The following is a 13,259-nucleotide window of genomic DNA, read 5'->3' on the forward strand; positions in this document are numbered from 1 at the left end:
CACGCCGCGAGGGCATGTCCCCGGCCTTAGCCCACGCCTTCCGAGACCGCGTTCAGCCGCGCGTACACCCCGCCGGCCGCCTTCAGCTCGCCGTGGCGGCCTTCCTCGACGACGCGGCCGTTCTGGAAGACCAGGATGCGGTCGGCGCCGCGCACGGTCGACAGGCGGTGGGCGATGACGATGGTCGTGCGGCCCTGCATCAGGGCCTCGGCCGCCGCCTGCACCTGGCCCTCGGTCTCGACGTCGAGCGACGAGGTGGCCTCGTCCAGCACCAGGATCGGGGCGTCGGTCAGGAAGGCGCGGGCGATGGCCACGCGCTGGCGCTCGCCGCCCGACAGCTTGATCCCGCGCTCGCCCACCAGCGTGTCGTAGCCCTGGGGCAGGCGCAGGATGAAGTCGTGGGCGCGGGCCTTCTTCGCCGCCGAGACGATCTCCTCGTCGGTCGCGTCGGGACGGCCGTAGGCGATGTTCTCCCGCAGGGTGCGGTGGAACAGGGCCGGGTCCTGGGGCACCACGGCGATGGCGCGGCGCAGGGAGCCCTGGGTTACCTTGGCGACGTCCTGGCCGTCGATCACGATCCGCCCGCCCTGCAGGTCGTGCAGGCGCTGGACCAGCTTGACGAAGGTCGACTTGCCCGAGCCGGTCGGCCCCACCAGGGCCACGCGCTCGCCCGGCGCGATCTTCAGCGAGAAGTGGTCGTACAGCGGCGCGCCGGCCGACTTGTAGCGGAAGGTCACGTCCTCGAAGGCGATGGCGCCGGGACCCCTGACGAAGTCCGGCGCGTGCGGGACGTCGGCGATCTGCGGGGCCAAGCCCTCCCAGGCGGCCAGGTCCTCGGTGTCGTCCAGGCCCTTCTGCAGCATGCGGATGTTCTCGCCCATGTTGCGCAGGTAGCCGCTCATCAGCATGAAGGCGGTGATGGCGAAGGCCACGTCGCCGGGCGTCGCGGTCCCCTTGGCCCAGGCGTGGATCATCGCGGCCGTCAGCCCGCCCTGCAGCAGCACCAGCAGCAGGTTCTGGCCCAGCCAGACGTTGGTGAACTTGTGCCAGGTGACCATCACCGCCTGGCGCCAGGCGGCGGTGATCTGGGCCACGCGGGCGCTCTCGCGCGCCTCGGCCCCGAAGCTCTTGACCGTGGGGTTGGAGGTCACGGCGTCGGCCAGCGTCCCGCCGATCTTCGAATCCAGGGCGTTGGACCTCAGGTTGGCCGGGCGCACGTAGCGGGCGGTGACCACCAGGTTCATCACCAGGTAGCCGGCGACGACGACCAGCGCCACGCCGCCCGCCAAGGGCTGGCGAAGCAAGAGCATCACCGACAGGCCGACCAGCACGATCAGGCTGGGGGCCAGCCAGATGGTCACTGCGTCGGTGACGCTGTCATAGCCCCACATGGCGCGGGTCAGCTTGCGCACGGTGGCGCCGGCGAAACTGTCGGCGTGCCAGTCGGACGAGAAGGCCTGGACGCGGGCGTAACCCTCGTTGGTCATCTCCTCCATGTTGCGGGCGGCCAGCGGGATCCAGAACCGCATGGCCAGGTTGCGGATCAGCGAGAAGCCCAGATAGACGCCGACGAAGGCCGCCCAGGCCCCCCAGGCCGCGTCGATGGCCGAGGGACCCTTGGTCACCGTGTCGATCAGTCGGCCCGAGGCCCAGGGCAGGGCCAGGTCGAAGCAGATCGCCGCCAGGGTCAGGCCGACGCCGGCCAGGAACAGGCCCCTCCGGCGCAGCCAGAAGCGCGCGATGAAGCCCAGCACCCGGGCGTTGCTCAGGGCGCGGCGGCGTCCGCCGGTTTCATCCTCGTCGTCGATCGCGTCGGTCATGGTGGAGGACAGATAGGCGCTCGTTCCGCGCGAAGCGAGGCGCTGGTCAAGCCTTCCGGGAAGTGTTGCCCCGGCGCCGCGCTCCGCCGAACGGCCGCCAGCGCAGGTACCAGCGGATGGCCGGGCCGATGATCGGGGTGCGCAGCAGCGGCCGCACCGCGTGGGGGCGGGTCTTCAGGAAGCACATGACCGCCCCGATCCAGAACACCGTGGTCGGCATGCCCGGCACGAAGGCGCCCACGGCCCCCGTCGCGAACAGCGCCACGCCCAGGCCGTCCAGCGCCCAGTGGACGGGACGGGACAGGCCTTTGCGGGTCGGGCGCTCGCGGGGCGGACGGGGGGCGTCGGTCATGAAGCTGGAATGTGGGGGATGACGGCGCGGACGGGAAGGCTTTGTCGGCCTCAGGGTTACACCCGAGGCAAAACCAGGGATTCCCTGATGGCGCGCTCAACTTGACCGGTATCATTGTGCCGGCGTCCACCGTCCTGCCGGCGAGGAGCCGAGGCCCATGAGGATCGATCGTCCGGGAACGCCGAGGATCGCGGTCGCCGCCTATCTGGCGGCCTATGTCGTGGTCTGCCTGCTCGTCCTGGCCCTGGCCATGACCCTGCCGCTGACGGGCCCCAACGGGATCTAGGCGAAGCGCAGGTGACTGAGCCGGTCGCCGCGCAGGCCCGCGCGGACGCGGCCGCCGAACTTCGTGCCCGAGGTCAGCCGTCCCACCATCCCGACATCGCCGGCCCGCTCGAAGGCGCGGGCGGCGGCGGTCCACAGGGCGGTGGTGACCGGATGCGGCGCGACGATCCCGGCGGCCAGGCCAAGAGCCAGCAGGGTCCAGGCTTCCAGGCGGTCGATGATGTGGGTCATGGCGGAAACCTTTCGAAACTCTAGGAGGCGGGCCGCCGCGCTGGGGGGAAGGAAAACGGCGGCCCGCCTCGGGTTCGCGAACCGGTGGGGGGATCACCGTTTCGCTGGAGCCACTCTGGTCGTTTCCGCCCGATCAATCCAATTGATCGTTTTTCGGATCGAGATCGGAAGTCTCTATGGCTGCGGTTCGGCGCGGTTGCGCGAGGCGGGAGGCCGGGGCTAAGCCTGCGCCATGAGCTCTCCGGACACCGCCATCCTGCCCGACGCCGCCGCCGGCAACTGGGTCGATCGCCACGCGCCTCCGGCCCTGCGGCCCTGGCTGAAGCTGGGACGGTTCGACCGGCCGGCGGGCATCTGGCTGCTGATGCTGCCCGGCTGGCAGGGCATCGCCCTGGCGGCGGCCGGCAAGGGCGAGTGGCCCAATCCGTGGCTGCTGATCGCCTTCTTCGTCGGGGCGGCCCTGATGCGGGCGGCCGGCTGCGCCTTCAACGACATCGTCGACCGCGACTTCGACGCCCAGGTCAGCCGCACGGCCATGCGCCCGATCCCGGCCGGCCTGATCAGCGTCAAGCAGGCCTGGGCCTTCGTGGTCGGCTGCTGCCTGGTCAGTTTCGGCATCCTGGTGTGCCTGGGCTGGCTGGCCATCGGCCTGGGCGTGGCCTCGCTGGCCCTGGTGGCCGGCTATCCGTTCATGAAGCGCATCACCTGGTGGCCGCAGGCCTGGCTGGGCCTGACCTTCAACTGGGGCGCGCTGCTGGGCTACGCGGCGGCCACGCACACCCTCTCCTGGGCGGCCGTCCTGCTCTACGCCTCGGGGATCTTCTGGACCCTGGGCTACGACACGATCTACGCCATCCAGGACCTCGAGGACGACGCCCTGGCCGGGGTGAAGTCGTCGACCCGCCGGCTGGGCGCGCACGTGCAGAAGGGCGTCCTGGCTTTCTACGCGGCCTGTTTCGTGCTGGTGATGGCCGCGGCCTGGGTCGGGAACCTGGGCCCGCTGTTCCTGCCCCTGGCGGCCCTGGTCGCCGTCCACCTGTCGCGCCAGGCGGCCCGGGTGCGGCTGGACGATCCGGTCGGGGCCCTGGCCCTATTCAAGTCAAACGCCCAGGTCGGCTTCGTGCTGGTCCTGGCCCTGGCGGCGGGGATGTGGAAACCGCCGGGGCTGTAGGGGAGGTCGGCCTTCGGTTCCTTGCCTGCGCTGATCCCAAGCGCCACAGTAACCGCATGTCACAAGCCGCTTCCCAAGCATGGGCCTTCTATCGCGATGTCGCGAAGCACGGCGTTGTCTGGACCGTTGCGGATGAGGGCGGTTATCCCGCGCCAAAAACGGCTTCGGGTCAGCGCGCCCAGCCCTTCTGGTCCACACGCGCTCGTGTGGAACGCATCATCAAGAACGTTCCCGCCTATGCCGGATTCAGGCCGGTCGAAATCAGTTGGCCGGAATTCGCGAGCCGTTGGGTTCCTGGCTTGGAAAAGGACGGCTTCCTTGTCGGCGTGAACTGGAGCGGTCCTCGCGCCGCAGGATTTGATCTCAGGCCAAGCCGAGTTCGGGACGCGGTGGTGGCGCTGATGCCCGAGAACGCTGATCCGTCCTAGCGTCCCAAACGCGGGAACGCCCTAGAACGGCCCCGCGTGGTAGATTCGCTCGGTCGTCTTCTCCAGCTCGCCCAGCCGCCGGTCGTAGAGGCGGATCAGGCATGAGCGGTTGGCCCCGCACCGCCGCCGTTCGGTCAGCCACTGGCGTTGCTGGTCCTGCAGGGCGTCGCGGCCGCCCATGGCCAGGGTGTGCTTGTTGATCTCGTAGAGCACCGACATCCGCACGTCCTTGTCGTTCAGCGGCAGGTAGGCGCAGATCGCCTTCTCGTCGGGAGCCTTGGCCCGCTGGCAGTCGAAGCTGGCGGCGTGGGCGAGCGACGGGGCGGCGCCGGCCGCGAGGGTCAGGGCGAGGGCGATCAGAAGCGGGCGCATGGCGGTCTCCCCAAGGGTGTCGAAGCGGGCGTGACGTCGGGTCATTCTGTCAGCCTGACGCCGAATGTGGCATGATCGTTCCATGGCCGTCGCGTCCCGCATCAAGCCGCAGGAACTGTTCACGCCCGAGGAATGGGCGCCGCTGTCGACGCGCTCGTCCTGGCGCGGCCTCCTGATGGTGGCCCACGCCTGGGCGGTGATCGTCGCGGCGGGCGCGGTCTTCGTGATCTGGCCCAACCCGCTGACCTACGTCCTGGCCGTGATGCTGATCGGCGCGCGCCAGCTGGGCCTGGCGATCCTGATGCACGAGGCCGCCCACGGCGGGCTGCACCCGAACCTCAAGGTCAACGACTGGGCCGGCGAATGGCTGTGCGCGGCCCCGACGGGCGCGTCCCTGGCCAAGTACCGCCCCTACCACCTGACCCACCACAAGTACGCCCAGCAGGCCGAGGACCCGGACCTGGTGCTGTCGGCGCCGTTCCCGACCACCCGCGCCTCCCTGCGCCGCAAGATCGTCCGCGACCTGACCGGCCAGACCTTCTTCAAGCAGCGGTTCGGACCTCTGCTGGGCAAGCTTCGTTCTTCCTCGACCGACCAGCCGAAGGGCGCGGTCTTCGCAGGCGAGGTCGCGCGCCAGCGGCCGTTCCTGCTGTGGAACCTGGGCCTGCTGGTCGTGCTCAGCGCCGCGGGCCTGTGGTGGGCGTGGCTGGCGCTGTGGATCGTGCCGATGGCCACCTGGTTCCCGCTGGTCACCCGCCTGCGCAACATCGCCGAGCACGCCTTGGTGGCCAAGGACGAGCCCGACCCGTTCCGCCACGCCCGCACCACCTCGGCCAACTGGATCGAGCGGGCCCTGATCGCGCCCTACCACGTCAATTTCCACGCCGAGCATCACCTGTTCATGCACATGCCCTGCTGGAACCTGCCCAAGGCGCACAGGCTGCTGGTCGCCAAGGGGCGGACCGAAGGCATGCTGACGGCGCCGGGCTATCTGACGGTGCTGAAGGCCGCGTCCAGCCGGGCGGCGGCTTGAAGTTTCACCAGGTCGAGCCCGAGGTCGCCGGCGGATGGGGCGAGGGTACGGTCGCGCGTCGGGAGCCCGGTCGCCCGCCGGTCGTCGAGCGCTTGCACCACGTCTTCGATGGATGGATGGGCGACGAGCTGCTCGAGACGACGCCGTGCTTCATCGTCACGGAGGGCCTGGCCGAGGCGATCCGCGCGGCCGGCCTTTCCGGGGTGACGTTCGACGCGGTCGAGGTCGGCGTGTCGGAGACGTTCGTGGAGCTTCAGCCCGCCACCGTCCTGCCCTCCTGGGTCTGGATGAAGGTCGAGGGCGTCGCCGGCCGCGACGACTTCGGCCTGTCGCCGGCCCTGATCCTGGTGGTTTCCGACCGGGCCCTGGCGGTGTTGGGCGATCGGATCGTCGAGGCCGTCGTTTCACCGTTCTGACGGCTATCGGCGTCGGTCCCAGGGTGCTCTAAGGCCTGCATGATCGAAGCCACCCTCGCCGGCCGTCGCGCCTTCATCCTGGAGAACACCCGGCTGCAGGCCCCGCCGCACACGCCGGAGCTCCGGCTGCACCTGGCCGACGAGATCACCCCCATCTGGAAACTGACCGAGGAGGCCCTGGCCGAGATCGGCCTGCCGCCGCCGTTCTGGGCCTTCGCCTGGGCGGGCGGCCAGGCCCTGGCGCGCTACATCCTCGACCACCCCGGGATCGTCGCCGGCAAGCGGGTGATCGACTTCGCCAGCGGCTCGGGGCTGGTCGCCATCGCCGCCATGAAGGCGGGCGCGGCCGAGGTGCTGGCGGCCGACATCGACGTGTTCTGCGAGGCGGCGATCGGCCTGAACGCGGCGGCCAACGGCGTCGAAGCCGCCTTCACCGAGGTGGACCTGCTGGGCGCCCCGCCGCCGGCCGCCGACTTGATCCTGGCCGGCGACATCTGCTACGAGCGGCCGATGGCCGAGGCGGTGATGGCCTGGCTGGCCCAGGGGCGGACCGCCGGCGCGACCGTGCTGATCGGCGACCCGGGCCGCACCTACTTCCCCAAGGACGGTCTCGAAAAGCTGGCCGAGTACCAGGTGCCCACCACGCGGGAGCTGGAGGACATGGCCGTCAAGCGCACCAGCGTCTGGACTCTGCCGTGATGGCGATCTAGAACAATACGGGAACACCCGAGGAGGCGCGACATGCGCGAAGACGGCAAGATCGACTACATCGAATGGCCCGCCGGCGACCTGCCGGCCACCAAGGCCTTCTACGCCGCCGCCTTCGGCTGGAGCTTCGTCGACTATGGCCCCGACTACGCCGCCTTCGAGGGGCAGGGGACCGACGGCGGGTTCTGCACGCCGCAGGAGGGCTCGGCCGACAAGCCGCTGGTCGTGCTCTACGCCCACGACATCGAGGCCATGCTGGCCAAGGTGACGGCCGCCGGCGCGACGATCACCAAGCCGATCTTCAGCTTCCCCGGCGGCCGCCGCTTCCACTTCGCCGACCCGTCCGGCAACGAGCTGGCGGTGTGGAGCGAGACTTAAGATCCGCTCATCCCGGCGAATGCCGGGACCCAGATCCTGAAGCTGGGAAACTGACCGGAAACACTCGGCGCTAGTGGCGTCAGCCACACCGTCATTCCATCTGGGTCCCGGCATTCGCCGGGATGAGCGGTGTTTGGCCCGACAGAAAAACCGTCATGAAACCGCGATAAATCCGTCTCCGGACGATTTACGGGGCGAGCGACGGTGGACCAGGCCAGGACCTGCGGCGACTGCGGGATGTGCTGCAAGCTGATGGGCGTGGCCGCCATCGACAAGCCGGCCCACGCCTGGTGCGGCCACTACCGCAAGGGCGCGGGCTGCGCGATCTACGCCGACCGGCCCAAGGCCTGCGCCGACTACGCCTGCTACTGGCTGAACGCCCCCAACCTGGACGACCGCTGGCGCCCCGACCGGGCCCGCTTCGTCCTGCACCGGGAGGACGGCGGCCGCACCCTGGTGGTCGAGGTCGATCCCGCCGCGCCCGACGCCTGGCGCAAGGCCCCCTTCCACGACACCTTCAAGGCCTGGGCGGCGCGCGGCGCGGCCCAGGGCCTGACCCTCAACGTCCTGGTCGGGCGGCGAGGCTACACCATCCTGCCCGATCGCGACGTCGACCAGGGCCTGGTGCGCGAGATCCCGGCATGAGCGAAGCGACCACCTCCCCCGCCCCCTCCAAGTCGTGCGGCGACTGCGGCATGTGCTGCAAGGTCCTGCACATCGGCGAGCTCAGCAAGCCGGCCGGCCAGTGGTGCGGGGTGTTCCGCAAGGGTTCGGGCTGTGGCGACTACGAGGCCCGGCCCCAGGCCTGCCGGGGCTTCCACTGCCTGTGGCTGACCTCGGAGAAGCTGGACGCGGCCTGGCGGCCCGACAAGGCCGGCTTCCTGATGTACCCCGACCGCGACGGCAAGCGACTGAACGTCGTGGTCGACCCGGGCAAGCCGACGTCGTGGACGCGCGAGCCCTACTATTCGCGGCTGAAGGCCATGTCGCAGCGGGCCTATGACGGCTACGAACTGCTGATCTGCATCGGCGACCGCCGGGTGGTGATGTTCCCCACGGAGGATGTCGACCTGGGCGTGCTCAATCCCGACCACAAGCTGGTCAGCGGCTATGTCGAGCGCGACGGGGCGCAGGTGCCGTTCGCCATGGTGCTGAGCGACGCGTAGGGGAAACCCGTCGCTCCAATTTCGTTGTCATCCCGGAAGCCTCGCAGAGGCTGTCCGGGACCCAGGGGACTGGGCGGATGCGGTGCGGCTGTCCTGGGTCCCGGACAAGCGCCGCGCGCTTTCCGGGATGACAACTGTGGGAGAAGCGGCGTCTCGGTCGGCCGTTCTCAGAACCTCGGCCGGAAGTCCCGCGGCGACCAGCCGAAGTCGCGCCGCGCCGGGGCGTCGTCGAAGGTCAGGTCCTGGGCCATGCGGTCGGCCATGGTCGCGGTGGCGCCGGGATAGAACGGCTTGGCCAGGGTCAGCAGCAGGCGGAACAGCCAGGCGGGCAGGGGCAGGATCAGCGGCCGGCGGTCCAGCCCCTGGTAGATGCGCTCGGCCATCGTCCGGTAGGTCAGGGTCTCGCCGCCGACCAGGTCGTAGGCCTTGTCCCGGGCCGCCGGGGCCTGGGCCGCGGCGATCGCGCCGCCGGCCAGGTCGTCGGCATGGACCGGTTGGCGCAGGCCCTCGCCCTTGCCCGACAGCGGCAGCACCTTGAACCGGCGGATCAGGCCCGCCAGGCGGCTGACATTGGCGTCGCGCCCTTCCAGATAGATCAGGGTCGGGCGCAGGATCGTCCAGGCCACGCCGTGTTCGGCGCAGAACGCCTCGACTTTGGCCTCGGACTCCGCCAGGGCCCGGGCCACGGCCCGCTCCGAGGCCTCGGTCGAGTCCTGCTTGGTGAAGCGGCTGGTCGAGGAGAAGGCCACCAGCCGGGTCATGCCCCGCGCCTTCAGGGCGGGCAGGGCCTGGGGCAGCAGCCAGATCGGCGACAGCGAGAACACCGTGGCCACCGGCGGCAGCTCGTCGGCCAGGTTCGGGTCGGCCAGGTCGCCGTCCACCCAGCAGACCTCGTCGCTGGGCGGACGCCGGCTCAGCGAGATCGGCGTGGTCCCCAGGGCGTTCAGCCGCGCCAGCAGGAACTGGCCGATCAGGCTGGTGGCGCCCAGCACCAGCACGGGCGAGGTCAGGCCCGCGGGCTCGGTCGAAGGGGTGTGTTCGGCGTCCATCCTTCCCCTATAGTCGCGCTGCAAGCGGCGACCCAGGATTTTGGTCATGACCTTCGAGGAAGTGCGCGCCTTCGCCTTCGGATTGCCCGGCGTGACCGACGGGACGGCCTACGGCCATCCCTGCCTGAAGGCGCACGGCAAGTTCCTGACCCGCGTCTGGGACGACGGCGACACCTTGGTCTGTCCGGGCGTCACGCTGGACGAGCGCGAGATGCTGATCGAGGCCGAACCCGAGACGTTCTTCGTCACCGACCACTACAGGAACTATCCCTACGTCCTGATCCGCCTGTCGCGGGTCGAGGCCGGCACGGTGGAGGGTTTCCTCGCGCGCCGGTGGCGGGCGACCGCGCCGAAGACGCTGCTCAAGCGTTACGATGCGGAGAAGGCCTGACGCGGACGGCGCCAGGGCCTATATCGGCCTGACCCTCACGCCCCAGCCGCCTTCGGGAGACCCCCATGCCCCATTCCATCCCCGACATCCGCGCGGGCGACGTGGCCATGCCGGTCATCGGCCTGGGCACCTGGCAGCTGGACGACGGCGCGGCCCAGCCGCTGGTCGAGAAGGCGCTGGAGCTGGGCTACCGCCACATCGACACCGCCCAGGCCTATCGCAACGAGCAGGACGTCGGGGCGGCCTTGGCGGCCACCGGCGTGCCGCGCGACGAGATCTTCTTGACCACCAAGGTCTGGGTCGACCAGTTCGCCCAGGGCGACCTGCAGCGGTCGGTCGAGGGCAGCCTCAAGCGCCTGAAGGCCCCGCAGGTCGACCTGCTGCTGCTGCACTGGCCCAAGCCCAAGCCGGCCCTGGCCGAGACCATGGCGGCGCTGAACGACGTCCACGCCCGCGGCCTGACCCGCGCCATCGGCCTGTCGAACTTCCCCTCGGCGCTGATGGCCAAGGCCCAGGCGGCCTCGGACGCGCCGATCGCCACCAACCAGGTCGAATACCATCCCTATCTGTCGCAGAAGACCCTGATCGCCAAGGCCAAGGCGATGGGCTCGACGATCACCGCCTGGTCGCCCCTGGCCCAGGGCAAGGTGGCCGACGACCCCGTGCTGGTCGAGATCGGCGAGGCCCACGGCAAGACGGCCGGTCAGGTGACCCTGCGCTGGCAGGTCCAGCAGGGCGTGGCGACCATCCCCCGGACGCGCAACCCCGGCCGGCTGGCCGAGAACTTCGACATCTTCGACTTCGCCCTGTCGGAAGAGGAGATGGCGCGCATCTTCGCCCTGGCGCGCCCGGACGGGCGGCTGGGGAACTGGCTGGACCCGGCGTTCGCGTGGGACGTGGATTGAGGCGAGCACTTGCCCCCACCTGACGCACGAGGCTCTTCCCCCCTTGGGGGGAAGACGATCGCGAAGCGATCCGTAGGGGGCAAGTGAGTGAGCCGCCGGCCTACTTCGCCAGCCGTCCATCCGTCAGCGCCGTCGGTTCGAACCGGAAGATCACCTCCGGGTCCGGCCGCTTGATCCCCTTGAGCAGGCCCTTGGGGGCCGAGATGTGCAGCATCCAGCGCAGGATGTTCAGCCGGGCGGCCTTCTTGTGGTTGGCGCGCACGCACACCCAGGGCGCCGGGGTGGAGTGGGTGCGCATCAGCATCTCGTCGCGGGCGGCCGAATAGTCTTCCCACTTGGCCTGGGCCACGGCGTCCAGGTCGCTGACCTTGAAGGCCTTCAGCGGTTCCTCGCGGCGGGCCTTCAGGCGTTCGGCCTGGGTCTCCTGGTCGATGTCGAGCCAGAACTTGGTCATCTTGACCCCGTTCTCCACCAGCATCAGCTCGAAGGCCGGCACGTCGCGCAGGAACTGCTCCTGCTCGTGCGGGGTGGAGAAGCCCATGACCCGCTCGACCCCGGCGCGGTTGTACCAGGAGCGGTTGAAGACCACGGCCTCGCCTGACGCCGGGAGGTGCCGGACATAGCGCTGGAAGTACCACTCGCTGCGCTCGCGATCGCTGGGCGCCGGGAGGGAGATGATCCGGGTGGCGCGGCGGTGGGCGTGCTCGGTCAGCCGGGCGATGGCCCCGTCCTTGCCGGCCGCGTCGCGTCCCTCGAAGACGGTGACGGTCTTCCAGCCTTCCTTGATGGCCAGCTTCTGCAGGCCGATCATCGCCAGCTGCAGGTCGCGGAGTTCGGCTTCGTAGTCTTCGAGCTTGCTCATGCGGCGACCCTACCCCCGTCCTGTTCAGTTGCGCTAGAAGGACGCCATGATCCGTCTTTTCGTTCCCCATCCGCTCAAGGCCGGCGCCGGCGTCGCGCCCACCGTCGACCAGTCGCGCTACCTGACCGCCGTGATGCGGCTGAATGTCGGCGACGAGATCCTGGTCTTCAACGGCCAGGACGGCGAGTGGCGCTGCAGCCTGGCCGAGGCGGGCAAGCGCGGCTGCCTGCTGAAGGCCGAGGAACAGACCCGGCCCCAGGCCTATGGCCCCGACCTCGACCTGGTGATCGCCATGGTCAAGCGCGGCCGGGTCGAGACCATCGTCGAGAAGGCCGCCGAACTGGGCGCGCGCCGGGTGCGCCTGACCCAGACCCGGCGGACCAATGTCGACTTCCTCAAGCTGGGGCGGCTGGACGCCATCGCCATCGAGGCCGCCGAACAGACCGGCCGGCTGGACGTGCCGGCCGTCGACGATCCGCAGAAGCTGGACAAGATCCTGGACGCCTGGGACCCGGCGCGGACGCTGATCTTCTGCGACGAGGGCGGCGACGCGCGGCCGCTGATCGAGGCGGCCGCCCCCCGGGAAAGGGGCGACGCCCCGGGCCCCGCCGCCATCCTGATCGGCCCCGAGGGCGGCTTCGCGCCCGAGGAGCGCGAGAGGCTGCGGTCGCTGCCGTTCGTCATCCCGGTGACGCTGGGCCCGCGCATCCTGCGCGCCGACACCGCGGCCATCGCGGCCATGACCCTGTGGCAGGCCGTCGCCGGCGACTGGCGCTAGATCGCCGCGAGAGCGGGCCGCGCGAGGGGGGGCTTGACCAGCTGGGCCACGGCGACCCCGGCCAGGACGATCCCGCCGCCGATCAGGTGATAGGCCCGGACCGGCTCGCCCAGCATGACGATGGCCCCGGCCGCCGTGAAGATCGGCAGCAGGTACATGAAGATCGCGCAGCGGTTGGGACCCAGCCGGGCGACGCCGCGCACCCAGAAGAACGGCAGCACGACCGAGGCCATGATTCCGGCATAGAGGATCAGCGGCATGGTCTGCGTCGTCAGTCGGCGCAGCGCCGGCGGGGTGGCCAGGAAGGCGGGGAACATCACCGCCAGGGCGCACAGGGCCTGCATGTAAGTCGATTGCCAGCCGCCGACCGGCAGGTTCCAGCGCTTCAGCAGCACGCCGTAGAGGGCGTAGACCAGGGCGGCGACGAACATCAGGGCGTCGCCCGGATGCAGGCCGCCGCGCAGGACCGCCGCCGGATGGCCGCCGGTGACCAGGAAGGTCAGGCCCGCGAAGGCCAGCACCCCGCCGACCGCCAGGCCCCAGGTCGGGGTGTCCTTCAGCAGCAGGATGCTGAGCGCCACGGTCAGCATCGGGGTCAGGGCGGTGAACAGCGCCATGTTGGTCGCCGTGCTGGTCTGGGCGGCCAGGTAGGACAGGCTCTGGAACAGGCACATGGCCAGGAAGCCTAGGATGAAGAACTGTCCCAGGTGCGGCCAGATCACCGCGCGGTCGCGCCAGGCGGGCCGCGCCACGAACAGGCTCATCACCGCCACCGCCAGCAGCAGGCGGTAGAAGGTGATCGCCTGCGGGCCGATCACGTGGGCCGACAGGCGCGAGGCGATAACGTTGCCGGCCCACAGCAGGATGGCCAGCAAGGGGAACAGGAAAGGCAGGTGTCTGCGGATCACGGCGAC

Annotated in this window: 19 protein-coding genes; 12 read left to right on the forward strand and 7 right to left on the reverse strand. The window is 70.2% G+C overall.

Translation table 11 applies throughout. From position 1 onward, the window contains the following. Positions 1-26: 26 nt before the first annotated feature. Both BR39_RS0111190 and BR39_RS0111195 read right to left on the reverse strand, forming a co-directional pair. Positions 27-1,820, reverse strand: coding sequence for an ABC transporter ATP-binding protein (locus tag BR39_RS0111190; RefSeq protein WP_029911406.1), 1,794 nt, complete (start codon positions 1,818-1,820; stop codon positions 27-29). Positions 1,821-1,866: 46 nt separating this feature from the next. Further along, complete coding sequence (locus tag BR39_RS0111195) at positions 1,867-2,172, reverse strand: DUF454 family protein (protein ID WP_029911409.1); 306 nt, start codon at positions 2,170-2,172, stop codon at positions 1,867-1,869. A 157-nt stretch (positions 2,173-2,329) separates the two neighbouring features. Between BR39_RS0111195 and BR39_RS27265 the strand changes: the two genes are divergently transcribed. Beyond that, positions 2,330-2,458 (forward strand): hypothetical protein, encoded by a 129-nt coding sequence (locus tag BR39_RS27265; RefSeq protein WP_255347293.1) that lies wholly within the window; start codon positions 2,330-2,332, stop codon positions 2,456-2,458. On the opposite strand, the gene BR39_RS0111205 is transcribed toward BR39_RS27265, so the two are convergent. After that, entirely contained in the window at positions 2,455-2,688 is a 234-nt protein-coding gene (locus tag BR39_RS0111205) for a hypothetical protein (RefSeq protein ID WP_029911412.1), read from the reverse strand. The two genes, BR39_RS27265 and BR39_RS0111205, sit on opposite strands and share 4 nt — an antisense overlap. 232 nt (positions 2,689-2,920) lie before the next feature. Between BR39_RS0111205 and ubiA the strand changes: the two genes are divergently transcribed. Continuing rightward, the gene (ubiA, locus tag BR39_RS0111210) at positions 2,921-3,859 is read left to right on the forward strand and encodes a 4-hydroxybenzoate octaprenyltransferase (protein WP_029911415.1); all 939 of its coding nucleotides are present in this window, start codon (positions 2,921-2,923) and stop codon (positions 3,857-3,859) included. A gap of 56 nt (positions 3,860-3,915) precedes the next feature. Further along, the gene (locus BR39_RS26125) at positions 3,916-4,287 is read left to right on the forward strand and encodes a DUF2750 domain-containing protein (protein ID WP_081916678.1); all 372 of its coding nucleotides are present in this window, start codon (positions 3,916-3,918) and stop codon (positions 4,285-4,287) included. Between the two features lie 21 nt (positions 4,288-4,308). Here BR39_RS26125 and BR39_RS0111215 read toward each other — a convergent pair whose 3' ends face one another. Then, positions 4,309-4,659: a lysozyme inhibitor LprI family protein gene (locus BR39_RS0111215; RefSeq protein ID WP_029911418.1), complete on the reverse strand. Its 351-nt coding sequence runs from the start codon at positions 4,657-4,659 to the stop codon at positions 4,309-4,311. A gap of 82 nt (positions 4,660-4,741) precedes the next feature. Here BR39_RS0111215 and BR39_RS0111220 point away from each other — a divergent pair, with 82 nt between their 5' ends. The 6 genes from BR39_RS0111220 to BR39_RS0111245 all read left to right on the forward strand — a co-directional run bounded on the left by BR39_RS0111220 (position 4,742) and on the right by BR39_RS0111245 (position 8,360). Next, on the forward strand, positions 4,742-5,692 hold the full coding sequence (locus BR39_RS0111220) for a fatty acid desaturase family protein (protein ID WP_029911420.1): 951 nt from the start codon (positions 4,742-4,744) through the stop codon (positions 5,690-5,692). Further along, the gene (locus tag BR39_RS0111225) at positions 5,689-6,108 is read left to right on the forward strand and encodes a hypothetical protein (RefSeq protein WP_029911423.1); all 420 of its coding nucleotides are present in this window, start codon (positions 5,689-5,691) and stop codon (positions 6,106-6,108) included. Before BR39_RS0111220 ends, BR39_RS0111225 begins: the two co-directional genes overlap by 4 nt. A gap of 39 nt (positions 6,109-6,147) precedes the next feature. Beyond that, entirely contained in the window at positions 6,148-6,807 is a 660-nt protein-coding gene (locus BR39_RS0111230; protein WP_029911426.1) for a methyltransferase, read from the forward strand. A gap of 42 nt (positions 6,808-6,849) precedes the next feature. Then, a complete protein-coding gene (locus tag BR39_RS0111235; protein WP_029911429.1) occupies positions 6,850-7,194 on the forward strand; it encodes a VOC family protein in 345 nt (114 codons plus the stop codon). A gap of 204 nt (positions 7,195-7,398) precedes the next feature. Continuing rightward, complete coding sequence (locus BR39_RS0111240; protein ID WP_035018300.1) at positions 7,399-7,839, forward strand: hypothetical protein; 441 nt, start codon at positions 7,399-7,401, stop codon at positions 7,837-7,839. Further along, positions 7,836-8,360 (forward strand): hypothetical protein, encoded by a 525-nt coding sequence (locus tag BR39_RS0111245; protein WP_029911435.1) that lies wholly within the window; start codon positions 7,836-7,838, stop codon positions 8,358-8,360. Before BR39_RS0111240 ends, BR39_RS0111245 begins: the two co-directional genes overlap by 4 nt. Before the next feature lie 167 nt (positions 8,361-8,527). On the opposite strand, the gene BR39_RS0111250 is transcribed toward BR39_RS0111245, so the two are convergent. Continuing rightward, positions 8,528-9,409 carry an NAD(P)-dependent oxidoreductase gene (locus tag BR39_RS0111250; RefSeq protein WP_029911437.1) on the reverse strand — a complete coding sequence of 294 codons (882 nt, stop codon included), beginning with the start codon at positions 9,407-9,409 and terminating at the stop codon, positions 8,528-8,530. Between the two features lie 46 nt (positions 9,410-9,455). On the opposite strand from BR39_RS0111250, the gene BR39_RS0111255 reads away from it, so the two are divergent. Continuing rightward, positions 9,456-9,800, forward strand: a complete 345-nt coding sequence (locus tag BR39_RS0111255; protein WP_029911440.1) for an MmcQ/YjbR family DNA-binding protein — start codon at positions 9,456-9,458, stop codon at positions 9,798-9,800. A gap of 65 nt (positions 9,801-9,865) precedes the next feature. Beyond that, positions 9,866-10,705, forward strand: coding sequence for an aldo/keto reductase (locus BR39_RS0111260; protein ID WP_029911443.1), 840 nt, complete (start codon positions 9,866-9,868; stop codon positions 10,703-10,705). A gap of 100 nt (positions 10,706-10,805) precedes the next feature. On the opposite strand, the gene ppk2 is transcribed toward BR39_RS0111260, so the two are convergent. After that, on the reverse strand, positions 10,806-11,567 hold the full coding sequence (ppk2, locus tag BR39_RS0111265; protein WP_029911446.1) for a polyphosphate kinase 2: 762 nt from the start codon (positions 11,565-11,567) through the stop codon (positions 10,806-10,808). A gap of 46 nt (positions 11,568-11,613) precedes the next feature. Here ppk2 and BR39_RS0111270 point away from each other — a divergent pair, with 46 nt between their 5' ends. Next, on the forward strand, positions 11,614-12,345 hold the full coding sequence (locus BR39_RS0111270) for a 16S rRNA (uracil(1498)-N(3))-methyltransferase (protein WP_029911449.1): 732 nt from the start codon (positions 11,614-11,616) through the stop codon (positions 12,343-12,345). Here BR39_RS0111270 and BR39_RS0111275 read toward each other — a convergent pair. Then, positions 12,342-13,253 carry a DMT family transporter gene (locus tag BR39_RS0111275; RefSeq protein ID WP_029911452.1) on the reverse strand — a complete coding sequence of 304 codons (912 nt, stop codon included), beginning with the start codon at positions 13,251-13,253 and terminating at the stop codon, positions 12,342-12,344. The genes BR39_RS0111270 and BR39_RS0111275 overlap by 4 nt on opposite strands. Positions 13,254-13,259 lie beyond the last annotated feature (6 nt).

It is taken from the genome of Caulobacter sp. UNC358MFTsu5.1, from assembly GCF_000712075.1.
In the GTDB taxonomy this organism is placed as follows: Bacteria; Pseudomonadota; Alphaproteobacteria; order Caulobacterales; family Caulobacteraceae; genus Caulobacter.

Coding starts and splice junctions, on each gene's coding strand:
- BR39_RS0111235 (WP_029911429.1), top strand. CDS start 6,850: ATGCGCGAAGACGGCAAGATCGACTACATCGAATGGCCCGCCGGCGAC.
- BR39_RS27265 (WP_255347293.1), top strand. CDS start 2,330: ATGAGGATCGATCGTCCGGGAACGCCGAGGATCGCGGTCGCCGCCTAT.
- BR39_RS0111245 (WP_029911435.1), top strand. CDS start 7,836: ATGAGCGAAGCGACCACCTCCCCCGCCCCCTCCAAGTCGTGCGGCGAC.
- BR39_RS0111255 (WP_029911440.1), top strand. CDS start 9,456: ATGACCTTCGAGGAAGTGCGCGCCTTCGCCTTCGGATTGCCCGGCGTG.
- ppk2 (WP_029911446.1), bottom strand. CDS start 11,567: ATGAGCAAGCTCGAAGACTACGAAGCCGAACTCCGCGACCTGCAGCTG.
- BR39_RS0111205 (WP_029911412.1), bottom strand. CDS start 2,688: ATGACCCACATCATCGACCGCCTGGAAGCCTGGACCCTGCTGGCTCTT.
- BR39_RS0111260 (WP_029911443.1), top strand. CDS start 9,866: ATGCCCCATTCCATCCCCGACATCCGCGCGGGCGACGTGGCCATGCCG.
- BR39_RS0111195 (WP_029911409.1), bottom strand. CDS start 2,172: ATGACCGACGCCCCCCGTCCGCCCCGCGAGCGCCCGACCCGCAAAGGC.
- BR39_RS0111220 (WP_029911420.1), top strand. CDS start 4,742: ATGGCCGTCGCGTCCCGCATCAAGCCGCAGGAACTGTTCACGCCCGAG.
- BR39_RS0111190 (WP_029911406.1), bottom strand. CDS start 1,820: ATGACCGACGCGATCGACGACGAGGATGAAACCGGCGGACGCCGCCGC.
- BR39_RS0111250 (WP_029911437.1), bottom strand. CDS start 9,409: ATGGACGCCGAACACACCCCTTCGACCGAGCCCGCGGGCCTGACCTCG.
- BR39_RS0111270 (WP_029911449.1), top strand. CDS start 11,614: ATGATCCGTCTTTTCGTTCCCCATCCGCTCAAGGCCGGCGCCGGCGTC.
- BR39_RS0111230 (WP_029911426.1), top strand. CDS start 6,148: ATGATCGAAGCCACCCTCGCCGGCCGTCGCGCCTTCATCCTGGAGAAC.
- ubiA (WP_029911415.1), top strand. CDS start 2,921: ATGAGCTCTCCGGACACCGCCATCCTGCCCGACGCCGCCGCCGGCAAC.
- BR39_RS0111215 (WP_029911418.1), bottom strand. CDS start 4,659: ATGCGCCCGCTTCTGATCGCCCTCGCCCTGACCCTCGCGGCCGGCGCC.
- BR39_RS26125 (WP_081916678.1), top strand. CDS start 3,916: ATGTCACAAGCCGCTTCCCAAGCATGGGCCTTCTATCGCGATGTCGCG.